26 protein-coding genes are annotated in these 25,012 nt (G+C 66.4%); 11 read left to right on the forward strand and 15 right to left on the reverse strand.

What is annotated here, in order from left to right; translation table 11 throughout:
• Window position 1: 1 nt before the first annotated feature.
• The 5 genes from GPA22_RS17995 to GPA22_RS18015 are packed head-to-tail and all read left to right on the forward strand — an operon-like array spanning window position 2 to window position 3,394.
• The gene (locus GPA22_RS17995) at window positions 2–1,372 is read left to right on the forward strand and encodes an ATP-binding protein (protein ID WP_246264500.1); all 1,371 of its coding nucleotides are present in this window, start codon (window positions 2–4) and stop codon (window positions 1,370–1,372) included.
• Window positions 1,373–1,414: 42 nt separating this feature from the next.
• Window positions 1,415–2,023, forward strand: coding sequence for a septation protein A (locus GPA22_RS18000; protein ID WP_169257438.1), 609 nt, complete (start codon window positions 1,415–1,417; stop codon window positions 2,021–2,023).
• Window positions 2,023–2,322: a YciI family protein gene (locus tag GPA22_RS18005; RefSeq protein ID WP_169257439.1), complete on the forward strand. Its 300-nt coding sequence runs from the start codon at window positions 2,023–2,025 to the stop codon at window positions 2,320–2,322. Before GPA22_RS18000 ends, GPA22_RS18005 begins: the two co-directional genes overlap by 1 nt.
• Window positions 2,319–2,606, forward strand: coding sequence for a BolA/IbaG family iron-sulfur metabolism protein (locus GPA22_RS18010; RefSeq protein WP_169257440.1), 288 nt, complete (start codon window positions 2,319–2,321; stop codon window positions 2,604–2,606). Before GPA22_RS18005 ends, GPA22_RS18010 begins: the two co-directional genes overlap by 4 nt.
• Window positions 2,606–3,394, forward strand: coding sequence for a peptidylprolyl isomerase (locus GPA22_RS18015; protein WP_169257441.1), 789 nt, complete (start codon window positions 2,606–2,608; stop codon window positions 3,392–3,394). The genes GPA22_RS18010 and GPA22_RS18015 overlap by 1 nt, the downstream gene beginning before the upstream one ends.
• A 105-nt stretch (window positions 3,395–3,499) precedes the next feature.
• Here GPA22_RS18015 and GPA22_RS18020 read toward each other — a convergent pair whose 3' ends face one another.
• The 3 genes from GPA22_RS18020 to GPA22_RS18030 all read right to left on the reverse strand — a co-directional run bounded on the left by GPA22_RS18020 (window position 3,500) and on the right by GPA22_RS18030 (window position 7,067).
• Window positions 3,500–5,293 (reverse strand): acyl-CoA dehydrogenase, encoded by a 1,794-nt coding sequence (locus GPA22_RS18020; RefSeq protein ID WP_169257442.1) that lies wholly within the window; start codon window positions 5,291–5,293, stop codon window positions 3,500–3,502.
• Window positions 5,294–5,382: 89 nt separating this feature from the next.
• A complete protein-coding gene (locus GPA22_RS18025; RefSeq protein WP_169257443.1) occupies window positions 5,383–6,315 on the reverse strand; it encodes an electron transfer flavoprotein subunit alpha/FixB family protein in 933 nt (310 codons plus the stop codon).
• Window positions 6,316–6,317: 2 nt separating this feature from the next.
• Window positions 6,318–7,067, reverse strand: a complete 750-nt coding sequence (locus tag GPA22_RS18030; protein WP_169257444.1) for an electron transfer flavoprotein subunit beta/FixA family protein — start codon at window positions 7,065–7,067, stop codon at window positions 6,318–6,320.
• 184 nt (window positions 7,068–7,251) lie between these two features.
• Here GPA22_RS18030 and GPA22_RS18035 point away from each other — a divergent pair, with 184 nt between their 5' ends.
• Window positions 7,252–7,863, forward strand: a complete 612-nt coding sequence (locus GPA22_RS18035; RefSeq protein ID WP_121429050.1) for a TetR/AcrR family transcriptional regulator — start codon at window positions 7,252–7,254, stop codon at window positions 7,861–7,863.
• Between the two features lie 22 nt (window positions 7,864–7,885).
• Here the strand turns inward: GPA22_RS18035 and GPA22_RS18040 are convergent, their stop codons facing one another.
• The 7 genes from GPA22_RS18040 to ppx all read right to left on the reverse strand — a co-directional run bounded on the left by GPA22_RS18040 (window position 7,886) and on the right by ppx (window position 14,603).
• Window positions 7,886–8,656 (reverse strand): TatD family hydrolase, encoded by a 771-nt coding sequence (locus GPA22_RS18040; RefSeq protein ID WP_169257445.1) that lies wholly within the window; start codon window positions 8,654–8,656, stop codon window positions 7,886–7,888.
• Window positions 8,657–8,708: 52 nt separating this feature from the next.
• Window positions 8,709–9,512 carry an enoyl-CoA hydratase gene (locus tag GPA22_RS18045; protein ID WP_169257446.1) on the reverse strand — a complete coding sequence of 268 codons (804 nt, stop codon included), beginning with the start codon at window positions 9,510–9,512 and terminating at the stop codon, window positions 8,709–8,711.
• Between the two features lie 92 nt (window positions 9,513–9,604).
• Window positions 9,605–10,231, reverse strand: a complete 627-nt coding sequence (locus GPA22_RS18050; protein WP_169257447.1) for an ABC-type transport auxiliary lipoprotein family protein — start codon at window positions 10,229–10,231, stop codon at window positions 9,605–9,607.
• A gap of 17 nt (window positions 10,232–10,248) precedes the next feature.
• Window positions 10,249–11,202 (reverse strand): MlaD family protein, encoded by a 954-nt coding sequence (locus tag GPA22_RS18055; RefSeq protein WP_169257448.1) that lies wholly within the window; start codon window positions 11,200–11,202, stop codon window positions 10,249–10,251.
• The gene (locus GPA22_RS18060; RefSeq protein ID WP_169257449.1) at window positions 11,202–11,981 is read right to left on the reverse strand and encodes an ATP-binding cassette domain-containing protein; all 780 of its coding nucleotides are present in this window, start codon (window positions 11,979–11,981) and stop codon (window positions 11,202–11,204) included. Before GPA22_RS18060 ends, GPA22_RS18055 begins: the two co-directional genes overlap by 1 nt.
• The gene (locus GPA22_RS18065) at window positions 11,978–13,087 is read right to left on the reverse strand and encodes an ABC transporter permease (protein WP_169257450.1); all 1,110 of its coding nucleotides are present in this window, start codon (window positions 13,085–13,087) and stop codon (window positions 11,978–11,980) included. Before GPA22_RS18065 ends, GPA22_RS18060 begins: the two co-directional genes overlap by 4 nt.
• A gap of 7 nt (window positions 13,088–13,094) precedes the next feature.
• Window positions 13,095–14,603 (reverse strand): exopolyphosphatase, encoded by a 1,509-nt coding sequence (gene ppx, locus GPA22_RS18070; protein ID WP_169257451.1) that lies wholly within the window; start codon window positions 14,601–14,603, stop codon window positions 13,095–13,097.
• Between the two features lie 194 nt (window positions 14,604–14,797).
• Here ppx and ppk1 point away from each other — a divergent pair, with 194 nt between their 5' ends.
• Entirely contained in the window at window positions 14,798–16,876 is a 2,079-nt protein-coding gene (ppk1, locus tag GPA22_RS18075; protein ID WP_169257452.1) for a polyphosphate kinase 1, read from the forward strand.
• Between the two features lie 69 nt (window positions 16,877–16,945).
• On the opposite strand, the gene GPA22_RS18080 is transcribed toward ppk1, so the two are convergent.
• Window positions 16,946–19,150 (reverse strand): RelA/SpoT family protein, encoded by a 2,205-nt coding sequence (locus GPA22_RS18080; protein WP_169257453.1) that lies wholly within the window; start codon window positions 19,148–19,150, stop codon window positions 16,946–16,948.
• Window positions 19,151–19,253: 103 nt separating this feature from the next.
• Between GPA22_RS18080 and GPA22_RS18085 the strand changes: the two genes are divergently transcribed.
• The 3 genes from GPA22_RS18085 to GPA22_RS18095 all read left to right on the forward strand — a co-directional run bounded on the left by GPA22_RS18085 (window position 19,254) and on the right by GPA22_RS18095 (window position 20,998).
• Window positions 19,254–19,436: a hypothetical protein gene (locus tag GPA22_RS18085; RefSeq protein WP_169257454.1), complete on the forward strand. Its 183-nt coding sequence runs from the start codon at window positions 19,254–19,256 to the stop codon at window positions 19,434–19,436.
• Window positions 19,437–19,440: 4 nt separating this feature from the next.
• On the forward strand, window positions 19,441–20,256 hold the full coding sequence (locus GPA22_RS18090; RefSeq protein WP_169257455.1) for a M90 family metallopeptidase: 816 nt from the start codon (window positions 19,441–19,443) through the stop codon (window positions 20,254–20,256).
• Between the two features lie 301 nt (window positions 20,257–20,557).
• The gene (locus tag GPA22_RS18095) at window positions 20,558–20,998 is read left to right on the forward strand and encodes a host attachment protein (protein WP_169257472.1); all 441 of its coding nucleotides are present in this window, start codon (window positions 20,558–20,560) and stop codon (window positions 20,996–20,998) included.
• Between the two features lie 122 nt (window positions 20,999–21,120).
• Here the strand turns inward: GPA22_RS18095 and GPA22_RS18100 are convergent, their stop codons facing one another.
• The 4 genes from GPA22_RS18100 to ispD form a co-directional block, all read right to left on the reverse strand.
• Entirely contained in the window at window positions 21,121–21,606 is a 486-nt protein-coding gene (locus GPA22_RS18100; protein ID WP_169257456.1) for an aminoacyl-tRNA deacylase, read from the reverse strand.
• A 187-nt stretch (window positions 21,607–21,793) separates the two neighbouring features.
• A complete protein-coding gene (gene thpR / locus GPA22_RS18105) occupies window positions 21,794–22,318 on the reverse strand; it encodes an RNA 2',3'-cyclic phosphodiesterase (protein ID WP_343036091.1) in 525 nt (174 codons plus the stop codon).
• A gap of 28 nt (window positions 22,319–22,346) precedes the next feature.
• A complete protein-coding gene (ispF, locus tag GPA22_RS18110; RefSeq protein ID WP_169257458.1) occupies window positions 22,347–22,844 on the reverse strand; it encodes a 2-C-methyl-D-erythritol 2,4-cyclodiphosphate synthase in 498 nt (165 codons plus the stop codon).
• Window position 22,845: 1 nt separating this feature from the next.
• On the reverse strand, window positions 22,846–23,550 hold the full coding sequence (gene ispD, locus GPA22_RS18115; protein ID WP_211169207.1) for a 2-C-methyl-D-erythritol 4-phosphate cytidylyltransferase: 705 nt from the start codon (window positions 23,548–23,550) through the stop codon (window positions 22,846–22,848).
• A 152-nt stretch (window positions 23,551–23,702) separates the two neighbouring features.
• Between ispD and GPA22_RS18120 the strand changes: the two genes are divergently transcribed.
• On the forward strand, window positions 23,703–24,974 hold the full coding sequence (locus tag GPA22_RS18120) for an MgtC/SapB family protein (protein WP_169257459.1): 1,272 nt from the start codon (window positions 23,703–23,705) through the stop codon (window positions 24,972–24,974).
• Window positions 24,975–25,012 lie beyond the last annotated feature (38 nt).

Here is a 25,012-nt window from a genome sequence, read left to right on the forward strand (position 1 = left end):
CCTGTCGCACTTCCTGCCGCGGACGCTTCTGTGGCAGACCTTCTTCCTCATTGCGCTGCTCCTCACGCTCGCACTCGCGACGTGGTCACAGATCTTCCGCCACTTCGAGGAGCCGGCCCGCGCCCGCAACCTCGCCCAGATGGTCGCAAGCGTCGTGAACCTCACGCGCACCGCCCTCATCAACTCGGAAACGGAACGGCGCACCGAGCTGCTGATCGAGCTGGCGGCGCTGGAGGGCATGCGCATCTATCCGGCCGAGGCCAGCGACGAGCTGGAACCGTTGCCCGACACGCGCGCGATGAAGCTGCTGACCGACGAAGTGCGCCGCCAGCTCGGAACGCATACCCGCTTCGCCTCGCGCTGGAAGACCCTCGACGGTTTCTGGGTGAGCTTCAGGCTCGATCCCGACGACGAGCAGGATTTCTGGCTCATGCTGCCGTCCGAACGCATCGAACAGACGGGCGCGCTGGAATGGCTCGTCTGGGGAGGCGGCGCGCTTCTCGCAGCGCTGATCGGCGCCTACATGATCGTGTCGCGGATCGGCGTGCCGCTGCACAACCTCGCTCGGGCCGCGCGCGTCGTCGGCAGCGGACGAACCCCGCCGCATCTGCCGGAAAAAGGACCACTGGAAATCGCGACCGTTGCCAAGGCCTTCAACCAGATGGCCGGCGATCTTGCACGCACCGACGCCGACCGTGCGCTCATTCTCGCCGGCGTGTCGCACGACCTGCGCACGCCGCTCGCGCGCCTGCGGCTCGGAATCGAGATGTCCGGGGCCCCCGACACGGACGTTCGCGCGATGGTCGCCGACGTGGAGGAGATGGACCGCATCATCGGCCAGTTCCTCGATTTCGGCCGCGGCGAGCCGCAGGAGCCCCTCCAGATGGAAGACCTGCCAGCCCTCCTCGCCGACATCGCGGAACCCTACCGCCTGCGCGGAATCAAGGTGCGCATGGACGCCCCGAAAAATCTCGAGGTACCGGTCCGCACCCTGCCGCTGCGCCGCGCGATCCGCAATCTCATGGACAATGCCGTGCGCTACGCCGGCGAGGACAGCCCGATCAGCCTCATCGTGTCGGCCCGCGAGGGCGAAGCGCTGATCGAAGTCGCGGACCGCGGCCCCGGCATTCCCGAAGCCGACATGGACCGCATGCGCCACCCCTTCACCCGCCTCGAAGAGGCGCGCTCCAACACGAAGGGAGCGGGCCTGGGCCTTGCAATCGTCGAACGCATCGTCGCCTCGCACAAGGGGCGGCTCGAGCTGCGTTCCCGCAACGGCGGCGGCCTGCGCGCAATCATCCACCTGCCGATCCAGGATGCGAGGCGCGGACGCGCGCGCCTGCTGGCGTCGGACGATCCTGCCGGCGAGTAGCGCAGAACCGATCGCTGCGCCGAATGGCTATAATCCCGACGCATGAAGATTCTTTTCGACCTGCTTCCCGTCATCCTTTTCTTCGTCGCCTACAAGTTCGCCGGACACGACCCCTCCGCGGCCCACGAACTTGCCACCCGGATTCTCGGCGGCGGCATCGAAGCCACCCAGGCTCCCATCCTCATCGCCACGGCGGTCGCGATTGTTGCCACCGCGGGCCAGATCGCATGGGTGTGGCTGCGGCACCGCAAGGTCGACACGATGCTGTGGGTCAGCCTCGGGATCATCGTCGTATTCGGAGGCGCGACGCTCTTCTTCCACAATCCCACGTTCATCAAGTGGAAGCCGACCGCGCTGTACTGGCTGTTCGGCATCACCCTCGCCGGCTCGGAGCTGCTCTTCCGCCGCAACCTGATCCGCAAGATGCTCGAAGCCCAGGTTCGGCTCCCCGAACCCGTGTGGACGCGCCTCAACCACGCGTGGGCCGCGTTCTTCCTGGGCATGGGCGCGCTCAACCTGTACGTGGCCTACAACTTTTCCGAAGAAGCCTGGGTCAATTTCAAGCTCTTCGGCGGCATGGGCCTGATGCTGCTGTTCGCGCTGGCACAGGGCCTCTACCTCTCCAAATACATCCAGGAGGAAACCAGCTGATGTTATACGTGCTGATGGGCGAGGACGCCCCCGGCAAGCTCGACGCGCGCATGGCCGTCCGCCCCGCGCACCTCGCACGCCTCGAAGCGCTCCGCGACGAGGGCCGACTGCTGGTGGCGGGACCGATGCCCGCGATCGATTCGCCCGATCCGGGTCCGGCCGGCTTCTTCGGCAGCCTCGTCATCGCCGAATTCGCGTCCCAGGCGGACGCGGAAACCTGGCTCGCGGCCGACCCCTACGTCATCAACGGCGTGTTCGCCCGCACGAGCGTGCGCCCGTACAAGAAGGTCCTGCCGTGACGGTGATCGACGAAATCAGGAACCGCGTCGCGGTTCTCGACCCGCTTTCACTCGAAATCGAGGACGACAGCGCCCTGCACGCCGGCCACGCCGGCGCGAAAGGCGGCGGGCACTACCGCATGACGATGGTGTCGGACGCATTTATCGGCAAGAATACGGTGGCACGCCACCGACTCATATATGGCGCACTGGGCGAGCTGATGCGCACCCGCATCCATGCTCTCGCCATTCTCGCCCTGACGGCCGAAGAGGCCAAAACTCAACCCACCAGGAAGGAACTTTGATGATCCGTTTTCCCAGCCGTCTTGCCCTTTGTCTCATGGCCGGACTGATCGGCCAGGCGGCCCATGCCGCTGGGGCCGCGCCGACCGCCACCGTGAACGGCACCGCAATCCCGGCTGCGCGAGCCGAGGTGATGTTCAACGAGCAGCGCGCCCAGGGTGCGCCCGACAGCCAGCAGCTGCGTGACGCCGTCCGCGAGGAGCTGATCCGCCGCGAGATCCTCGCCCAGGAAGCTTCCAAGAAAGGCCTCGACAAGAAGGGCGAAATCCAGGCACAAATGGATCTCGCCCGCCAGGCGGTGCTGCTGCGCGCCTATATCCAGGACTTCGTGAAGGCAAACCCGATCAGCGAGGCGGATCTCAAGAAGGAATACGACAGCGTCAAGAGCAAGATGGGCGCGAAGGAATACAAGCCCCGTCACGTGCTGGTCGAAACCGAGGATGAAGCCAAGGCGATCATCGCCAAGCTGAAGGCCGGCGAGAAGTTCGACGTGCTGGCCAAGCAGTCCAAGGATCCGGGCTCGAAGGACAATGGCGGCGACCTCGGCTGGAGCAACCCGGGCATGTTCGTGAAGCCGTTCTCCGAAGCGATGGTGAAGCTCGAGAAGGGCAAGTACAGCGACACGCCGGTCAAGAGCGATTTCGGCTACCACGTCATCCAGCTCGACGACGTGCGCGACCTGAAGGCGCCGGACTTCGCCGAAGTGAAACCGCAACTCGAGCAGCGCCTGCAGCAGCAGAAGATCGAGAAGCACATCGCCGACCTGCGCGCGAAAGCGACCGTCAAGTAAGCGTCTCGGACCACGCAAAATGAAAGGGCCGCCCCGCATCGGGGCGGCCCTTTTGCTTTCCAAAGCGCTGGAGAGACGGGGCAGCGAGCCGCCCCGTCGTGGTGGTCAGAACTGCGCTTCGTCGAGCTCCAGCGCGCCGGCGGCACCGTTCACGACTGCGTAGGACAGCCCCGGGGCCTGCGACAGGATGTGGTCGGCATAGAAGCGTGCCGTGACGAGCTTCGTCTTGTAGAACTCGTCATCGGAACCCTCGGCGAGCCGCCTGGCCGACACCAGCGCCGCGCGCGCCATGAGCCAGCCGCCGGAAACGATGCCCAGCAGCTTCAGGAACGGCACCGAGCCGACCGAAGCCGCCTTGATGTCCTTGCCGTAGGTGGCAACGATGTACTCGACCGCCGATTCGAGGGCGGCGATGCCGGACTCGAGGGACTTGCGGATCGCCACGAAGGCGTCGCCCTGCTGCTCCGCCAGCTGCGCCAGGACGCCACGCATCTCGGCAGCCAGCGCCTTCACCGTGACGCCGCCCTCGCGGGCGATCTTGCGTCCGATCAGGTCGTTGGCCTGGATGGCCGTCGTGCCCTCGTAGATCGTCGTGATGCGCGCATCGCGCAGATGCTGGGCCGCGCCGGTTTCCTCGATGAAACCCATGCCACCATGCACCTGCACGCCGGTGGAGGCGACATCGATCGAGTTCTCGGTCGACCAGCCCTTGACCACGGGAATCATGAGGTCGACGAACGCCTGGTTCTCGGCGCGCACCGCGGCGTCCGCGGAGCGGTGGGCAGCGTCGTTCGCGGCCGCCACGACATAGGCCAGCGCACGCATGGCCTCGGTCTGCGACTTCATCGACATCAGCATGCGGCGCACATCCGGGTGACGGATGATCGAGACCTTCGGACCGCCGCGCACGCCCATCTCGGTGCCCTGGATGCGGTCCTTCGCGTAGGCCAGCGCGTGCTGGTAGGCGCGCTCGGCAAGCGCCACGCCTTCCATGCCGACCGCGAAGCGGGCCTCGTTCATCATGATGAACATGTACTCGAGGCCACGGTTGGGTTCGCCGACGAGGGTGCCGATCGCGCCGCCATTGTCACCGAACGCGAGCACGCAGGTCGGGCTCGCGTGGATGCCGAGCTTGTGCTCGATGGACACGCAGTGGACGTCGTTGCGCGCGCCGGGCGTGCCGTCGGCGTTGAGCAGGAACTTGGGCACGACGAAGAGCGAGATGCCCTTCACGCCTTCCGGTGCATCCGGCAGGCGCGCCAGCACGAGGTGGACGATGTTGTCCGTCATGTCGTGCTCGCCGTAGGTGATGAAGATCTTCTGGCCGAAAATCCTGTACGTGCCGTCACCCTGCGGTTCGGCACGCGTGCGCACGGCGGCCAGATCGGAGCCCGCCTGCGGCTCGGTCAGGTTCATGGTGCCGGTCCATTCGCCGCTCACCATCTTGGGCAGGTAGGCCGCTTTCTGTTCGTCGGTGCCGCTAAGGGTGATCGCCTCGATCGCCCCGTTCGTCAGCATCGGGCACAGGGAGAAGGCCATGTTGGCCGCTTTCCACATTTCCATCACTGCGGTCGCGATCAGCTTCGGCAGACCCTGGCCGCCGAATTCGGGTTCGCAGGCGACCGCGGTCCAGCCGGCTTCGGTGAACTGCTTGTAGGCGTCCCTCCAGCCCGGAGCAGTCGTGACCTTGCCGTTGTCCCACTTGGCGCCTTCCTGATCGCCCGTCCGGTTCAGCGGGGCGAGGACCTCGCTCGCGAACTTGTTCGCCTCGTCGAGGATCGCGTCGACCAGATCCGGAGAAACTTCCTCGCATCCGGGCAGCTTCGCGACTTCGTCCAGTCCCGCCAGTTCGCGCATGACGAACTGCATGTCCCGGATCGGCGCAGTGTAATGGCTCATGTGTTCTTCTCCCGATACCTGTTTATATTGTGAAACTGCGCCCGGGTGGGCGCAGTTTTCCGTACAGCTTTTTTATATTTTTATAGCATTCAGCCGACAGCTTTGGCCAACTCCGGCACGACCTCGAACAGGTCGCCGACCAGGCCGTAATCCGCCACCTGGAAGATCGGCGCTTCCGGATCCTTGTTGATCGCGACGATCACCTTGGAGTCCTTCATGCCGGCGAGGTGCTGGATCGCGCCCGAGATACCGACCGCGATGTAGAGCTGCGGCGCGACGATCTTGCCGGTCTGGCCGACCTGGTAGTCGTTCGGCACGTAGCCCGCATCGACCGCGGCACGCGACGCACCCAGCGCCGCACCGAGGGCATCGGCGAGCGGCTCGAGGAGCTTGTGGTAGTTCTCGCTGTTGCCCAGACCACGGCCACCCGAAACGATGATCTTCGCGGCACCGAGTTCCGGACGGGCGCTCTTCGTGAGCTCGCGGCCCTTGACGGAGGTCAGGCCCAGATCGGCGCCGGCGGCGACCGCTTCCACGGCGGCCGCGCCGCCCTGACCGGCCGCCTCGAAGGCGGTCGTGCGCACGGTCAGCACCTTCACGGCGTCGGCCGACTTCACGGTCGCCATCGCGTTGCCGGCGTAGATCGGACGCACGAAGGTGTCGGCCGACTCCACCGCGACGATGTCGGAGATCTGCGCGACGTCGAGCAGCGCGGCGACGCGCGGGGCGACGTTCTTGCCGATGGCGGTGCTCGGCGCGAGGATGTGCGTGTAGCCAGCAGCGTTGGCGACGACCAGCGCCGCGAGGTTCTCGGCGGTCTGCGACTCGTAGTGGGCGGCATCGGCCACGCGCACCTTGGCGACGCCGGCGACTTTGGCCGCTTCCGCGGCCGCGGCGGCGCAGTTGGCGCCGGCGACCAGCACGTGGATCTCGCCGCCGAGCTTGGCGGCGGCCGAGACGGTGTTGAGGGTGGCGGCCTTCAGGCTCGCGTTGTCGTGTTCTGCAATAACCAGGATCGCCATGTTCAGATCACCTTCGCTTCGTTCTTGAGCTTGTCGACGAGTTGCGCGACGTCCGCGACGCGCACGCCGGCGCTGCGCTTGGGCGGCTCGGCGACTTTCAGCGTCGCCAGGCGCGGCGCGACATCGACGCCGAGGTCCGCGGGCTTCACGGTGTCGAGCGGCTTCTTCTTCGCCTTCATGATGTTCGGGAGCGTCGCGTAGCGCGGCTCGTTGAGGCGCAGGTCGGTGGTCACGACCGCCGGCAGCTTCGTCTCGACGGTCTCGAGGCCGCCGTCGATCTCGCGCGTGACGGTCGCAACGCCGTCGCCGAGCTGGACCTTCGACGCGAAGGTGGCCTGCGGCCAGCCCATCAGCGCCGCCAGCATCTGGCCGGTCTGGTTCGAATCGTCGTCGATCGCCTGCTTGCCGCAGATCACGACGGTCGGTTGTTCCTTGTCGCACAGCGCCTTCAGCAGCTTCGCCACGGCGAGCGGCTGCAGCTCGGCATCGCTCTCGACCAGGATGCCGCGGTCGGCACCGATCGCCATCGCGGCGCGGATCGTCTCCTGGCAGGCCGCGACACCGCAGCTCACCGCGACGACTTCGCTCGCCACGCCCGCTTCCTTCAGGCGCACGGCCTCTTCCACTGCAATCTCGTCGAAGGGGTTCATCGACATCTTCACGTTCGCAATATCAACGCCCGTGCCGTCTGCCTTCACTCGCACCTTGACGTTGTAATCGACTACGCGTTTGACGGGTACCAGGATCTTCAATGCCGCGCTCCTTTGCGTGTTTGGGTCGGTCGAATTGTGGGAAGGGAATTATCTCACCGCCGCACCGCGAAAAATACGCTGATACGATGGACACTTGACCGCCGACCAAAAAAATCGTTCCATACGCTCCGGTATGGAGTGCATACGGTACCGTATGGTCACCCTTTAGTCAATACTAGGTCGTATGGAAAACAAGCTCTCAAAACCGCGCGTCCAGCTCGACCGCAATGCCTGGGTGAGTGCCGCCACGGAGGTCCTCGCCGAGGAAGGGATTGCCGGCCTGCGGGTCGAAGTGCTCGCAAAACGCCTGAAAGTCACCAAGGGCAGTTTCTATTGGCATTTTCAGGATCGCCGCGACCTGCTGCTGGCCGTCCTCCAGGTGTGGAAGGACGGGCGCATCCGCGACATCGTCAAGCAGACGCGCGCCCAGCCGGGCCGCGAGCTGGAGCAGATCTATCACGTCATCGACGTCTACAGCACCAGCCGCAGCCGGCGCGGTGCGCTGATCGAACTCGCGGTGCGCGACTGGGCACGGCGCGACCCCGATGCGGCGGCGATCGTCGCCGAAGTGGACGACATCCGCCTGCGTTGCGCGCGTGATCTCTTCCTCGCCTGCGGCGTGCCGATGGAGGAGGCGTCGAGCCGCTGCATGCTGCTCTACGCCTACGTGTTCGGGATCTCGCTGATGATCTACGACAAGTTCGACAGCGACGTCGCGCGCCTGAAGCGGGATATCGCAGACCTCATCGCGCAGTCGGCCAGCATGAAGCTGAAGGCTGCGACAGCCGCCTCCTGAGACGGATCGCGCGACGCGCCGGTCATCCCGGCGGCAGCGCGGGAAAGATCGCGCGGGCGTTGCGGCTGGTCGCGGCGACGATCTCCGGATAAGGCGTGGCACGGAGCTCGGCCAGGACGTGCGCAAAGCGTGCGATGTTCGCCGGCTCGTTGCGCCCGCCCTGTGCCCAGGCCGGCGGGATGTCCGGCGCGTCCGTTTCGAGCACGATCGACTCCAGCGGCAGGGTGGCTGCGAGCGTGCGGATGCGGCGGGAGCCGTCGAACGTCATCGCTCCGCCGAATCCCAGCTTGAACCCCAGCGCGGCGAAGACGTCGGCCTGCTGACGGCTGCCGTTGAAGGCATGCGCGATGCCGCCCGGAACTTCGATGCGGCGCAAGTGCTTGAGGATGTCGTCCACGGCGCGACGGACGTGCAGGATCACGGGCAGTCCGGATCGGCGGGCGAGCTTCAGCTGTTCGACGAAGAACAGTTCCTGCCGGGCCCGGTCGAGATCGGGCACGAAGAAGTCGAGGCCGATCTCTCCCACGGCAATCGCACGCCCGTTTGCGAGGCGCTCTTCGAGGATGCCGAGATCGTCCAGGTCGGCATTGTCGACGTACAGCGGATGGATCCCGAAGGCATGGACGATGTCCGGATTGGCAGCCGACAGCGCGGCCACCCGGTCGAAGCCGGCAGCGTCGACGGCCGGCACGACGAAGCCGCCAACGCCCGCCGTACGCGCGGCCGCCAGGACCGCGGCGCGGTCGCCATCGAACTCGGCGGCATCCAGGTGGATGTGCGTATCGACGAGCATCGTCCGGGCACCGGCTGGTCGGGCAGGGCTCACCGGCCCCGCCCCGATGCGCTCAGCGGCCGCGCCACTCCGGCTTGCGCTTGGCGATGAAGGCGTCGATGCCCTCGGCGGCGTCCTCGCTCATCATGTTGCACGCCATGGTTTCCGCGGCCATCTGGTACGCGGCCTCCATGCCCATCTCGAGTTGGCGGTAGAACATCTGCTTGCCCATGCGGATCGCGAGTGGCGACTTGGCGCAGATCGCGGCGGCGAGCTTCGCGATTTCGGCGTCGAGCTCATCGAGCGGCACGACCCGATTCACGAGCCCGCGGCGCTGCGCTTCCGCGGCGTCGATGAAATCGCCGGTGACGAGCATCTCGAACGCTTCCTTGCGTCCCATGTTGCGCGACAGCCCCACGCTCGGGGTCGCGCAGAAGAGGCCGACGTTGATGCCGGAAACCGCAAAACGCGCAACGTCCGCGGCGACGGCGAGGTCGCACATCGACACCAGCTGGCAGCCGGCCGCGGTCGCGATACCGTGGACACGGGCGATGACGGGCTGCGGCAGCTCGGTGAGCTTGACCATGAACTTGCCACAGAGGCGGAAGAGGTCCTGCTGGAACTGCAGGGTGTGGTTGCCGCGCATTTCCTTCAGGTCGTGCCCGGCGCAGAAGGCCTTGCCCTCGCCCGCCAGCACGACGACGCGCACGCTGCCGTCCCGGGCGATCGCGTCGACCTCGGCGATCAGTGCTTCGAGCATCGCGCGCGAGAGGGAGTTGAACTGTCCGGGACGATTGAGGGTGAGCCAGGCCACGCCCCCTTCATCGCGGCGCAGCAGGAGCGGTGCGTGGTCGGATTGCTGCGGCAATGCGCTCATGGTCATTTCTCCCGAGATCGTTTTGTATGTGCTGAAAATCCGATTTTGCCCCATCCGCGGGGCGAGCGGACTGCCGGAAGCGGCGCGACGGCCTAGCGGCGGCAGGCCGCGTGAACCTCCGCCGTGCTCGAATCGGCGCTTGCGAGCCAGTTCGCGATTTCCCTCGTCAGCCGGTCCCCCGCCTTGCGGAAGGCGACGACACCGCCCCTCGCATCGGGGCTGGGCGCAGGCTCGCGCAGGTCGAACGCCCGCCTCGCCAGCACGTTCTCGCCGCGCGGCGACAGGAGCTCGGCGCGTGCGACGATGACCGCCCTGCTCCCTTCCGCCGAGTCGAACACCTGCGCAAACTCGTCGAGATCCAGGCGCAGGCGACATCCGGCGGCGGCCGACGGCGGCATGGAAAAAGCCTGCAGCAGGCGCCGCTCGAGAAGCTCCGCAGGTGCCGCCGCCCAGCGGCTTTCGGCATAAGCCTGGCGCCGGGCCGGCTGGCGGTAGTCCAGCCGATACTGCATCGCCGAGGTCGCGAGCCAGGACGGCGCGCGCACTTCGAGCTTCGCCGGCACGACGGCCGGACCCGGCGCAACCGCTTCGGCAAGCCCGAGGTCGTACGAGGCGGGAGTTTCCGGTCGCGTCGGAAAATTGCCGCACCCGCCCAGCGCAAAGCCGAGTCCGAGGATGAAAACGGTTCCTGCTGCCCGCGTCCAGGCGCGAAGTTTCATGTGGCTCTCGTGAAGGTTCATTTTGCCCGACGTGCCGTTTCCTCGAACCCGGCTTCGCCAGGGCCGGGGGGTGCAGGCTCACGCCCGAGCAGCAGCATTTGCGGGGAGGCATCGACATCCGCGGCAAGGAGCCCGATGCGCTGCGACGTTCCCCGCAGTTCCTTGAGCAGGGCTTCGAGTTGCGGCAGCGTCTGGTCGGTCAGCCGTTCGCCGGTCGCGCCCGCGGCGGCATCGACACGCTCGGCCAGCCCCTGCAGCCTCGCCATCAGGACCTTGAGCTCGCCGATGGCCGGCCCGGCATCGGCGCTCGCGCGCTCGAGGCTCTGCATCGTGCTCGAAAGCCGCGCGAGGTTTTCGCTGTTCAGTGCCGCCCGGATGGACGCCAGCGTCCTGGGCGCATCGGCGAAGGTCTGGTCGGCGCCTGCTGCCGCCGACTCGATTCTCTGCAGCGCGTTGCCGACCCGCCGGATGTTGTCATCGGTGGCCAGTTCGCCGAGCTTGTCGGCCACCAGCTTGAGCTGGCGCGCAGCGTCGAGCGCCGTATCGGTGAGCCGTTCCATGGTCCCGGGGTCGAGCTTCAGCCGCGGCGGCGCGTTGCCTTCGCCGACCAGCGGCGCCGGATCCTCGCCGCGATCGTTGAGTTGAACGTAAGCCAGTCCGGTGACTCCCTGATAGGCGAGCGTCGCCCGGGTTCCCCGCGTCAGGGGGATGTCGTTTCGCAAGCGGATCACGACGAGGATCTTGCGTGGATCGTCGGGGTCGATCGTGATATCGGACACCTTTCCCGCCGGGATGCCGCGGAAGCGCACCCTGGCCTCGAGGTTGAGGCCGGTGACATTTCCCGTGGATTCCAGGATGTAGGTACGCTGCGAATCACTGTCGTCCGAGAACCACCACAGGGACGCGAACAGCGCGGTGCCGAGGACAATGGCGAAGAGTCCGGCCGCGAGGGCGTGCGCGCGATTTTCCATCAGTGCGCGCCTCCGCTCCGGGCAAGCGGCCGAAGCCCCAGTGGCTTGCGGAAGAAACTCTCGACAAAGGGGTGGTCCAGTTCCATCGTTTCCTCGAGCGAGGCGCAGCTGACGATACGTCGATCGGAAAGTATGGCGATTTTCGTCGCCAGCGCGACGAGCGTGTCGACATCATGACTCACGAGCACCACGGTCAATCCCAGTTGCCGCTGCAGGCTGCGGACAAGCTCCACGAACGCCAGGCTGCGGTCCGGGTCGAGACCCGCCGTGGGTTCGTCGAGCAGGAGCAGTTCGGGCTCCAGCGCGAGGGCGCGCGCCAGGGCGACGCGCTTCACCATGCCGCCGGAGAGTTCCGCCGGCATCAGCAGGGCTGTCGAAGGCTCGAGTTCGACCATGGCAAGCTTGAGGGCGACCAGATTGGCGATTTCGGCGTGGGTTGCGAGGCGCAGTTCCCGCAGCGGAAAGCCGACATTCTCGGCGACATTCAGCGCCGAGAAGAGCGCGCCGTGCTGGAACAGGACCCCAAAGCGGCGGCGGCGCGTGCGCTGTTCCTTGACGCTGCCGGAAAACAGCGGAGCGCCGAAGACCGACACTTCCCCCGCAGCCGGACGCGTGAGGCCGATGATGTGGCGCAAGAGCGTCGTCTTGCCGCTGCCGGAGCCGCCGACCAGCGCGACGACCTCGCCCCGCATCACGGTGAGATCGACGCCCTCGTGCACCAGCTTCGTGCCGAAACGCGTGACGATGCCGCGCAGTTCGATGACCGGCTTGGCGTTCACCGCGGCACCCCGATCGAGCGCGTGGCGATCGCGAACAGGGCATCGACGAGGATCACGACGGTGATCGACGAGACGACCGAAGCGGTCGTATTCGCCGACAGGCTCTCGGTGTTCGGACTGGTGCGCAGTCCGAAATGGCACGCGACGAGCGCGATCATCAGGCCGAACACGGCGCCCTTGCCGAAGCCGATGAAGAGGTTGGCGAGCGGCACCACCTGCGGCAGGCGCTCGATGAAGAAGGCCATGCCGAGATCCAGCTGGAGCCACGCCGACAGCATGCCGCCGAGGAGCGCAACCGCCGACGTCCACAGCACCAGCAGCGGCATCGCCAGGGTCAGCGCAATCACTTTCGGCAGCACGAGCCGGATCGTGCGCGAGATGCCCATCGCGGACAGCGCGTCGATCTCCTCCGTCACCCGCATCACGCCCAGTTGCGCGGTCATGGCCGACCCGGAGCGTCCGGCGACCAATACCGACACGAGCACCGGCCCCAGCTCGCGGATGATGCCCAGCCCGAGGATGTTGACGATGTAGAGATCCGCCCCGAAGGCGCGCAGCTGGAGGGCCGACAGGTAGGACAGCACGACGCCGATGAGGAAGCCCACCAGCGCTGCGACCGGCATCGCCTTGAGGCCGACCTTGTAGACGTTGGCCGAGATCTCGCGCAATGGCCATTCGCGCGGGTGGCGCGCCAGGTAGGCGAGGTCGAGGGAGAGCTGCCCGAACAGGCGGATGAAGCCGAGCGCATGGCTCCGGAACGCCAGCAGGGCACTGCCGAGCGCGATGATCGCACCGAGCGCGCTGAATCCCGGCGATCGCGGCAGGCTTGTCTCCGCGTTTTCGGCGATTCGGGCGATGATCGCGCGCAGTTCGTCGCCGATCTCGACAGACGCGGGCCAGCGCTTTCCCCACGCGTGCCACAGCAGCGCGGCGCCGAAGCTGTCGAGCCGCGAGATGTCCTGCAGCGACCACGCGACTTCGTCGCGCCTGCCCGCCAGTTCCACGCGGAAGGCGTCGAGATGCGGCGTCAGGGCCCGCAGGGTCCAGTCTCCCTGCAGCCGCACCAGCCTCATCGCCGGATCGGCGGCGATCGTGGGGCTGCGCATGGCGTCCTCAGGCCGCGAGCGTACGGCCGGTGTGCATGTGCAGGACGAGGCTGCGGCCGACCGAGAACCACTGCCGCTGCTCTTCGTCGATCGCCGCCGCCGTGAGCGGCAATTGCTTGAGCCAGCCTTCGCGGGCGGTCACGACAAAACCGCGGCCATCGCGCCGGATCTCGACCGGGGGAATACCGCGGCCATCGCGCGCGCGATGGAGGACGGCGGCCAGGCGCAGGCACAGGATCAGCTGCCAGTCGGGGCTGTCCGGATCGAGCGCCGCGACCCGCTCGAGCTTGCCGCGGTGCGCAAGCACGAGGCGTGCGAGACGCCCCTGGTCCATGCGCGAGAAGCCCGGCATGTCGGCATTCGCGAGGATGTAGGCGCTGTGCTTGTGGTAGCTGGAGTGGGCGACGGAAATGCCGATCTCGTGCAGTGAAGCGGCCCAGCGCAGGAAGCGCAGGTCGGGATGCTGGCCGTTGCTGCTCGCGCTTTCGGGAATGAGGCCCGCGAACAGGTGGGCCGCCGTGTTCGCGACTTCGTCGGCCTGCCGGCGATCGACGCTGTAACGCGCGACGAATGCCGATACGGTCGCATCGCGCAGGTCGTGATGGTGGTACCGCCCCAGGAGGTCGTACAGGACGCCGAGCCGCAACGCCCCCTCCGAGAACACCATGCGCTCGATGCCGAATTCCTTGAATACGGCGGACATGATCGCAAATCCGCCCAGGAGCACGGGCAGGCGGTCCGCCCTGAGTCCGGCGAGTTGCAGCCGGTCGAGGCTGCCCGCGCGCAACAGGACGACTTTCAGGCGCTCCAGGCCCTCGCGAGTGATGCCGCCCTCCGACAGGCCGTTCTGCTCCAGGATCTCGATCAGCGCCTTGGCCGAGCCGCTGGAGCCCACAGCCACTTCCCAGCCGGTCTCGCGGTAGGCGTGCGCGATCGTCTGCAGTTCCCGGCTGGCCGCCATCTCGGCGTCCTTGAGGCCACGCTTGTCGATCTTTCCGTCGGGAAAGTACTGGAGGCTGTAGCTGACGCAGCCCATGTACAGCGATTCGAGAAGAATGGGCTCGAAGCTCTTGCCGATGATGAACTCCGTCGAGCCGCCCCCGATGTCGACCACCAGCTGCTGGCGGTGCGGATCCGGCAAGGTATGCGCGACACCGACGTAGATGAGGCGCGCTTCCTCGCGTCCGGCGATGACTTCGATCGGAACGCCGAGCGCGGTCTCGGCCTGCACCAGGAACTCGGGCGCGTTCTTCGCGACCCGCAAGGTGTTCGTCGCCACGGCACGTACCGAATCGTTGTCGAACCCGCTCAGGCGCTCGTTGAAGCGGCGCAGCGCCACGAGTCCGCGCTGTTGCGATGCAACATCAAGCATCTTGTTGGGAGACAAGCCTGCTGCCAGGCGCACCGCCTCCTTCAGCCCGTCGAGCGGATAGATCTGGTCGTTCACGATCCTTCCGACCTGCAGCCGGAAACTGTTGGAACCGAGATCGATCGCAGCGATCAGCTCTTGCATCATGATGTTGGGGGTCGGGACGACAGCCGGGGCGCAATGGGCGGCATTCTATCACCCCGCCGGAGGATGGTTTCGGCGGAGGCCGATTGCGCCCATGTTGCATCGCGCTCGGCCGCCGCAGGCACTCCACGCTGTCATGCTTTCGCAACACAAATGTCACATAATCTTGAGAATAATCCCGTCCCGCGCCCCTTCCAATGCACAGGCCAGTCCGTCAGCAGCAATTCCCGACCGATCACTTCATCAATCGCGAGCTGTCCCTGCTGCAGTTCCAGCGCAGGGTATTGGCGCAGGCTGCCGACAGATCGGTTCCGCTGCTGGAGCGGCTCCGTTTCCTGTGCATCGTGTCCAGCAACCTCGACGAGTTCTTCGAGATCCGTGTTTCCGGCATCAAGGAGCAGATCCGGCTCGGCAGCCGCAGCCCGGGCACCGACGGGCTGACGCCGGGCGATCTCCTTGACCGTGTCAGCCAGGAAGTCCATGCGCTGATCGCCGAGCAGTACGCCCTGCTGAACGAGGATATCCTGCCGGCGCTGGAAGCCGAAGGCATCGTCTTCCTGCGCCGCAGCGTGTGGAACGACGCCCAGCGCGCCTGGGTGCGCGACTATTTCCTGCGCGAGGTAATGCCGGTGCTGACGCCGATCGGGCTGGACCAGGCGCATCCGTTTCCGCGCGTCCTGAACAAGAGCCTGAACTTCGCCGTCGAACTCGAAGGCCTGGACGCCTTCGGGCGCGATTCCGGGGCTGCCATCGTGCAGGCGCCGCGCGCCCTGCCCCGCGTGATCCGCCTGCCGCGGGAAATCTGCGAGCACGAGTACAGCTTCGTGTTCCTGTCCTCGGTCCTGCACTGCCACGTCGGCGAGCTCTTCTCCGGCATGCACGTCCACGGCTGCTACCAGTTCCGCGTGACCCGGAACTCGGATCTGTTCGTGGACGAGGAAGAGGTGAAGGATCTGCGCGCCTCGCTGAAGGGCGAATTGCAGCAGCGCCATTTCGGCGACGCCGTGCGCCTCGAAGTCGCCGACAACTGCTCGGAGGAAATGGCCGGCTTCCTCGTGCAGCACTTCCGCCTGACCCCGAAGGATCTGTACCGCACGCCGGGTATCGTGAACCTGGTTCGCCTGATGCAGGTGACGGATTGGGCGAATCGCCCCGACCTGAACTACCCGCCCTTCCAGCCGCGCCTGCCGAGAACGCTCGAGCAGCGCGTCGAGATCTTCGATGCCATCCGGCGCCAGGACATCCTGCTGCACCACCCGTTCCAGAGCTTCAGCCCGGTGATCGAACTGCTGCGCGCCGCGGCCGACGACCCGCAGGTGCTGGCGATCAAGATGACCGTGTATCGGACGGGTACCGACTCCGTGCTCATGGACCACCTCGTGCGGGCGGCGCAAAAGGGCAAGGAAGTGACCGTCGTGCTCGAACTGCGCGCGCGCTTCGACGAGGAAGCCAACATCACCTGGGCGAACAAGCTCGAGGAGGTCGGCGCCCACGTCGTGTACGGCGTGTTCGGCTACAAGACCCATGCGAAGCTGCTGATGCTGGTGCGGCGCGAGGACGGGGAGTTGCGCCGCTACGTGCATATGGGCACGGGCAACTATCATCCGCGCACGACGCGCTTCTACACCGATTTCGGCCTCCTCACCTGCAACGAGGAAATCGGCCAGGACGTTGCCGAAGTGTTCAAGCAGCTGACCGGCCTCGGGAAGGCATCCACGCTCAAGCACCTCTGGCAGGCGCCCTTCTCGCTCCAGGGCAACGTGGTCGCCGCCATCGAGGCCGAAACGGCGATCGCGCGCAGCGGCGGACGCGCCCAGATCATCGTGAAGATGAACGCGCTCCTCGAACCGGAAACCATCGAAGCCCTCTATGCGGCTTCCCAGGCGGGCGTCGAGGTCGAACTCATCGTGCGCGGACCGTGCGCGCTGCGACCGGGCGTGCCCGGCCTGTCGGAGAACATCCGCGTCCGGTCCATCGTCGGCCGCTTCCTCGAGCACCATCGCATCTTCTATTTCCGCGCGGGCGGCGAGGACAAGGTCTATCTGTCGAGTGCGGACTGGATGGACCGCAACTTCTTCGGCCGGATCGAGATCGCCTTCCCCGTGCTCGACCAGCGGCTGAAGCGGCGCGTGATCAAGGAAGGCCTGCGCGCCTACCTCGGCGACAACTGCCAGGCGTGGGAGATGCTGGAGGACGGCCGCTACCGGCGCAAGGTGCCGCGTGGCGTGCACCGCTCGGCACAGACCGTCCTGCTTGCCGAGCTGGCCCGGGGATGAAAGGCGGCCTGCGCCCTCGGGCGCGCGCAATCGCCTCGACAGCCGGCGGCCCGCCGTCAGGGGCGCGGACTACTTGCGCTGCACATCCAGCACGTCCCGCACCTCGCGAATCAGCGTGATCGCGCGCTGCACCTGCGCGACGCCGCTCACTTCCATCGTGAAGCGCATGAACGCCGTGCCCTTCTTCGTCAGCGTATTCACGGCGACGACGTTGAGCTTCTCGCGCGACAGGACCTCGGAGATGTCGCGCAGCAGGCCCTGGCGGTCCGCCGCCTGGACCGCGATGTCGACCGGAAAGACCGATTCGCGATTGTTGAAGGCCTTCTCGCCCCACTCGGCCTGGATCACCCGCTCGGGGTGACTCTGCACGAGGCGCTGGAAGTCCGGGCAGTCGATGCGGTGGATCGACACGCCACGCCCGCGGGTGACGAAACCTTCGATGGCGTCGGGCGGAGCCGGCTTGCAGCAGCGTCCGAGCGAGGTCATCAGCTTTCCGACACCGACGACGAGCACCTTGTCGTTGGAATCGTCCGCGTGGCGGCGGCCGATGACGATCTCCGGTTCCGCGACCGGGGCCTCCGGGGCCTCGCCTTCGCGCAGGGCCATCTGCATCGCGCGCACGCCGACTTCGCCCCGGCCTGCCGCGAGGAACATCGATTCCGCGTTCTTGAAGCCCAGCTTGCCCGCCAGTTCGTCGATGTTCGCGCGCGACTGGCGCTCGCGCTGCAGTTCGCGCGTGACGAAGCTGCGCCCGCGCGCCAGGAGCTCTTCCTCTTCCCGCTGGCTGAAGTATTGCCTGATCTTGTTGCGCGCACGGCTGGTGGCGACGTAGCTCTGCGCCGGGTTCAGCCAGTCGCGCGACGGACCGCCCTCCTTCACGACGTTGATTTCGACCGTCTGCCCGTTTTCGAGCTGCGTATTGAGCGGCACGAGATGGCCGTCGACCTTGGCGCCGCGGCAGCGGTGGCCGAGATCGGTGTGCAGACGGTAGGCGAAGTCGATCGGCGTCGCGCCGCGCGGCAGATCGACGACCTTGCCCTGCGGCGTCAGCACGTAGATGGCGTCGTCGAGCGAGGCGCGCTTGAACTTCTCGACCCAGTCCGCGGAGTCGGTGACTTCGTCGCGCCACGACAGCAGGCTGCGCAGCAGGGCGATCTTCTCGTCGTAGTCGCTGCCGTGGCCCTTGGCGCCTTCCTTGTAGCGCCAGTGCGCGGCCACGCCGAGTTCCGCGTGGCGGTGCATCTCGTGCGTGCGGATCTGCACTTCGAGGGCGCGCCCGTCCCCCGCCAGCACCGCGGTGTGCAGGGACTGGTAGTTGTTGCCCTTGGGATTCGTGATGTAGTCGTCGAATTCCTGGCCGATCGGCTGCCATAGCTGGTTCACGATGCCCAGCACCGTGTAGCAGTCGCGCACGTTGTCGACGAGCACCCGCAACGCGCGGATGTCGTACACCTGCGAGAAGTCGAGCCGCTTGGCGCGCATCTTGTTGTAGATGCTGTAGATGTGCTTCGGCCGCCCGTAGACCTCGGCCTCGATGCCGACCGCCGCGATCTCCTTCTGCAGCCGCTCGATCGAGGCCTGGATGAACTCCTCGCGCTCGACGCGGCGCTCGTCGAGCATCTTCGCGATGCGCTTGTAGGTGTCCGGCTCGAGGAAGCGGAAGGACAGGTCCTCGAGTTCCCACTTGAGCTGCCACACCCCCAGGCGATTCGCCAGCGGCGCGTAGATGTCCAGGCTCTCGCGCGCGACATCGACGCGCACATCGACTTTCTGCTCGGTGAAATAGCGCAGCGTCTGGGTGCGCGACGCGAGCCGCAGCAGCACGACGCGGATGTCCTCGACCATCGCGAGCAGCATCTTGCGCAGGACTTCGGTCTGGGCACGGATTTCGGGCGCCGTGGCGGTCGCGGTCATGCGCGTGAGCAGGCGCAGGCCGTTGAGGCGGCACAATCCGTCGACGAGCTTCGCCGCGGGATCGCCGAATTTTTCGGCGATCCTGTCCGTGGCTTCCTTGATGTAGTCCCCGACCGCGAACAGGATCGCCGCGACCCGCGTCTCGACGTCCAGGCGCAGCGAAGCGACGATCAGTGCCATGCCGATCGCGTGGGTCCAGACCGATTCGCCGGTGCCGAGGAAGTGCCCTTCATAGACCCCCTCGGCAAGCGCAACGGCTTCGACGATGGCCGCGCGCTCTTCGGCGCTGAGCCCTTCGGCGAGCAGGTCGATGGGAGCCGCGGATTCGGACTGGGAGATGGCGTGGGTGACGGAAACCATGTGCGGATTATCCCATACGGCCAGCCGAACACGGCATGCAGCACGCCACAATCGCGCCTTGTGAGATCATCGGGCCCGACAGCTGCGTCCGTCCGCACCGATGATGAAAGAAACCCACCCCACCCCCTGCTGCCTCCTCGCCCTCGCGGTGCTCTTCGGCATCGGCGGCAACAACACCTTCGCCGCCATCGCGCTTGCGACGCCCCCCGATTCCTTCACCCCGATCGCGACGATCGGGCCGGTGTTCGCAGGCACCGCGTCGGCCCCCCGCGGGCCCCGGCGCTGACGGCATGTTCGGCATACTCGAACGTTTTCGCCGGTGGCGCCGGGAGCGTCGCACCAACGCGGTGTCGATTTCGGACGAGATGTGGGATCGCGCCGAAGCACGCCTGCCCTTTCTGGACTATCTCGAACCCGAGCAGCGCCGGCGCCTGCGCCAACTGGCGCGCGCCTTCATCGCCGAGAAGCAGTTCTACGGCGCCCACGACTTCGCGCTCAGCGACGAGGTCATCGTCACGATCGCCCTGCAGGCCTGCCTGCCGGTGCTGCGCATCGGGCTGCACGCGTATCGCGGCTGGGTCGGCGTGATCGTCTATCCGGGCGATTTCGTCATCCCGCGCAAAGTGATGGACGAGACCGGCGTCGTGCATGAGTACGACGACGAGGTCCTCGGCGAGGCCTGGGAGGGCGGGCCGGTGCTCGTTTCCTGGCATGACGAGGCCGACGCGCCGGAAGGCGTGAACGTCGTGGTCCACGAATTCGCCCACAAGCTGGACATGGAAAACGGCGAGGTCGACGGTCTGCCCCTCCTCCCTCCGGGCATGTCGCGCAAGGCTTGGGCCGAAGCCTTCTCGACCGCCTACGAGCGCTTCTGTGCACAGGTCGATGCGGGCGTGGAAACGGTCCTCGACCCTTACGGGTCCGAAAGCCCGGGCGAGTTCTTCGCCGTGGCGTCCGAGGCGTTCTTCGAGGCGCCCTGCCTGCTCGAGGAGGATTTTCCGGCGATCTACGATCAGCTTCGGGCCTTCTACGGCGCCGATCCGGCCGAAGGCGAGCGGCGCCTCTACGGTGAACCGCCGCGCGGTGCGAACACCGGATCGCCCTGAGCCAACACAAGCGGATTCGCGCGCGGCCCTGTGCCGGCGGAGTTTTCCGAACGGCCGGGCCGTTTCCCAATTTTCCCCAACAGGGAAATTGTTTTGCACGAAAATGCCATTAGGATTAAACGGCGTATGCTGAACAAGCAGAATTCCTTTGAATCCGCGCCAGGCAAGGCTTTCGTCGATCGTTGAAAAACCTGCAGACGAAATCCGATTGCGATTCCCGGGTGGCCGGTCTAAGCTGGAATCGCTGCATCGGAAGGCGCAGCCTGCTGTTCGTTCGACTCAAATCCCGGAGGACGATTCAATGGCGATTACCTGGATTCTGGTTGCCAATGCCAGCCTGGCCAAACTTTACGCGAATCTCGGTCCCAACAAGGGCCTGACGCTGGTTAAGGAGCTGATCCACCCCGAAAGTCGACAGAAAAATTCCGACCTCGTAACCGATCGCGCCGGCGCCTCGCCCTCGGCAGGCAACGGTTCCGGCTCGAAACAGCCCCAGACGGTGCCGAAGACGCACGAGGCCAAGGTATTTGCCCAGGAGATTGCACAAGAGCTGTACAAAGGACGAGCCACGAACGCGTTCGGGCGGGCCATTGTCATTGCGCCGCCCTCATTCATGGGGATGCTCAACGCAGTGCTCGACAGTCCGACCGCACAGTTGATTACGGACCGCTTCGAAAAGGACTACACGAAGGAACCCGAGCCGGTGCTGCGAGAACGTCTCGCGTCGTGCCTGTTCGTCTGATACCGACCGATTCTTCGAGCGTCTCTCTTCAGGAGACGATGGGGCCGCGATAAGCGGCCCCGAAGAGCAGCGGGGCGCTTGGCGCCCCGCTTTTTTTGCCTGCACTGCCGCGCAGAACCGGTTCAGTGATGCCACTGACCTCCACTGAAATGCATCCGCTGGGCGTTCTCCATTTCCATCATGGTCATGAAGTCGCTGCGGCTCATCTGGAAGATCTTCTCGTGGTCGCCTGACTCGAAATAGATTTCTTCCTGATCGGCAAGATTCTCCTCGACGATCATGCGCATGCCATAGGCAGCGCCCAGCGGCGGAACAGCGCCGGCTTCGCAATCGATGAACAGTCTGGACAGTTCCGGCTCGCTCGCGAGACGCAACTCGCGATGCATCGCCTTGCTCAGGATGCCCAGCTGCACGTGCTGGGTCGACGGCAACACCGCCATCAGGTAGCCGTGGTCGTCTTCGAGCACGACCGACTTGGCGAGGCTGCCCGCCGGGATGCGCGCGAGGTGCGCGGTATCCAGGCTATTCCGGGAGTGGGGATGCGTGAGCACGTCGTAGCGCAAGCCGTGCTCCATCATGAATTCGTGGACCTTCGACGGGATTGCCATGGCAGCTTCTCCTGATGTGACGTGCGGGCAATTCTTCTTGCGATCGCCCTTCAGCGGAATAACGGAATCCGGAAATCCTCCCCGCGGCGCCCCTTCGCATTCGCCGACATTTCATTTTAGGCCGTGGCCCTCGACCTTGCAGGCTCTGGGGTCTGCCGCCCCCATGCGGCGCTTTCCGTGCGCCGCCTCAGTGTCCGGTCGTTCCGGCAGCGGGCCAGAATTTCAGCACCGTGTAGTGCGCGCCATCCTGCGCGAGGTCGGACTCGATGAGGGCGAACGTCCGCACGGACCATTCGATGGGGGGATCGATGTCCGACGCGGGCAGTTCGCCGCGCGCGTTGCGCAGCAGGGTGACGTGCGCGGAAAACTTGCGCCGCTCGACCGGAAAACCGGCATCGGCCAGGGCGGCGTTGAGCTGTGACACCAGCGACTCCAGTTCGGGTGGCTGCACGCTCGCGCCGGCCCACACGATATGGTTGTGCCGCCAGGCCGCAATACGATCGACCACCAGCGCAAACGGAGCGAAGTCGACCTTGTCCGCACACGCGAGCAAGTCTTCGAGCCGCTCGCGCGGCATGTCGCCGATGAAGGCGAGTGTCAGGTGCAGGGTGTCGCGGCGCATGCGGCGGCCGCCCGTCGTGGCGTGGGCGCGCTCGCCTTCCCGGTGCAGCCGGCGCGCGATCGCGGGCGCGGGCCACAGGGCGAAGAACACCCGCGTGCGCCGGGACGCGGACGACGGGTCAGGCGGCCGCGTCATCCCGCACGAGCAGCGCCACGACCTGGGCCGCGATGCCTTCGCCGCGCCCCGTGAAGCCGAGCTTCTCGGTGGTCTTGCCCTTGATGTTGACCGCCGATTCCTCGATGCCGAGATCGGCCGCGATGTTCGCCACCATCGCCGGCGCGTGCGGCAGGATCCTGGGTGCGCGGCAGATCACCGTGGCGTCGACATTCACGACCGCGAAGCCGGCGCGCCGTACAGCGGCAAAAGCCTCGCGCAGCAGCACGCGGCTGTCTGCGCCGGCATGCTGCGGGTCGGTGTCGGGAAACAGCCGGCCGATGTCGCCGAGGCCCGCCGCACCGAGCAGTGCATCGGTCAGCGCATGCAACAGCACGTCGGCGTCCGAATGTCCGAGCAGGCCGCGCTCGTAGGGAATGGTGACGCCGCCGACGATGAGCGGGCGGCCCGGCACCAGGGCATGTACGTCGAAACCCTGGCCGATGCGGAACGGAATCTTCATGTCAGCACGAGCCCCTGTTCTCGAGTATCCATTCGGCCAGATGCAGATCGAGCGGATAGGTCACCTTCAGGTTGGTGGCATCCCCCTCGACCAGACGGGGCCGCAGGCCGGCGGCTTCGATCGCGCTGGCCTCATCGGTGACGTTGGTGGCCGCCTCGAGCGCACGGCGCAGCATCACGTAGCGGAACATCTGCGGCGTCTGCGCCTGCCACAGGCTGTCGCGCGGGACGGTCTCGAGCACATGGCGGTGCGCGTCGGCGCGCTTGAGCGTGTCCGCAACCGGAACCGCGAGCAGGCCGCCGACTTCGTCGTGCGCAAGCTCGCGGACGAGCTTCTCGATGTGCCAGCGCGCCAGGCACGGCCGCGCTGCATCGTGCACCAGCACCCAGTCCGACTGCTCCGCCTCGTGCACGATCGCGCGCAGGCCGCCGAGCACGCTGTCCGCCCGCGTCGCGCCGCCGCAGAACAGCGGCACCAGTTTCGGGCCGAGATCGGACCAGTCGTAACGCTTCCACTCGGCATCCCCGATGGAGAGCACCACGAAGACCTTGTCGATCTCGGGCGTCGCGCACAGGACTTCGAGCGAATGGCGGATGAGCGGTTTGCCGAGCAGGTCGAGGTACTGCTTGGGCTGCGCTGCACCCATGCGGCTGCCGCTGCCGGCGGCCGGGACGATGGCGAAATGGCGGGGACGAAAATTCTGCATGGCGCGGATTCTAACCGCGCGACGCGACGCCTGGCGACGCGCGGCGCGCCACGTGCACCGCGATGGCGATTGGAATACAGTGTGAAGCGGAAGGAAGGCGTGAAGCCGCGCCCCTGAAACCCGCGCGGCGCGCCCCGAAAGGAATGCACGACATGCCTTTTGCAAAACCGGTCGATCTCGCCCAGATCGAGGCTTTCCTGATCGCGCTCGGCATCGGCCTCCTGATCGGGCTCGAGCGCGAGCGGGTGGCGTCGGCCCGGGCCGGTGTGCGCACCTTCGGTCTGGTTGGCCTTTTTGGCGCCCTGGTCGGCATGCTCGGCGAGCACCTCGGCTCCATCATGCCCATCGTGGTCGGCATGGCCATTGTCGGGGTGATGCTCATCGGCGCCTATCTGCGCCATCCCGATCCCGTCGACCCCGGCACGACCTCGGTCGCAGCGATGCTGGTGTGCTACTGCCTGGGCGTCGCCGTGTGGCTCGGCCATGCGATGGTCGCCGTCATCCTGGCGGTCACGACGACCATCGTGCTCTATTTCAAGACCGAGCTGCGCGGCGTGGCCACCCGCCTGGAAGCGAAGGAATGGATCTCGATCTTCCAGTTTGCGGTGCTGTCGCTCGTCATCCTGCCCTTCCTGCCCGACGAGACCTTTGACCCCTTCAACGCCATCAACCCGCGGCAGGTGTGGTGGATGGTGGTCCTGATCTCGGGCCTGAGCCTCGCCGGCTATGCCACCCTGCGCCTGATCGGGGCACGCTACGGCGCTGCCTTCGTCGGCATCGCCGGCGGGCTCGCCTCCAGCACCGCGACAACCCTCGTCTATGCGCGCGAGGCGCGCGAGGATCCCCGCTCCGCCCCGATGGCCGCGCTCGTCATCGTGCTGGCCAATCTGGTGATGATGGTCCGCGTCGCGATGATCGCGGCCGTGGTCGCTCCCGGCGTGGTCAAGTCGCTGGCCATGACGATCGCGCCCGCCCTGCTCCTCGGCGCGATCAGCCTCTTCTGGTACTGGCGCGAACAGTCCAACGGCCAGGCCTTCATGCCCGAAACCCGTAACCCGACCGAATTGCGGGCGGCGCTGGGATTCGGCGCGGTCTATGCGGCGGTGCTGTTCATCTCGGCGTGGCTGTCAGAGATCGCCGGATCGCAGGGGATCTACGTCCTCGCGCTCGTCTCGGGCCTGACCGACATGGATGCCATCGCGCTGTCGAGCATGCGGCTCTTCACCCTCGGGAAACTGGCGCTCGACGTCACGGTGGTTGCCATCGGGCTGACCATGATCTCGAACCTCGTGTTCAAGACCGGCGTTGCCGTGGTCGTCGGGGGACGCCCGCTCGGGCTGAAGATTCTCGGTGGCATGGGCGCGGTCGCGGTGGGGCTCGGCGGCGGGATCGCCTGGTACGCATTGTCCGCCGGGCGCCTATAATTTATCAGCATCAGTAAGCGCTGAACCACGAGTTCGGC

The sequence above is a fragment of the Aromatoleum toluvorans genome (assembly GCF_012910905.1).
Taxonomy (GTDB): Bacteria; Pseudomonadota; Gammaproteobacteria; order Burkholderiales; family Rhodocyclaceae; genus Aromatoleum; species Aromatoleum toluvorans.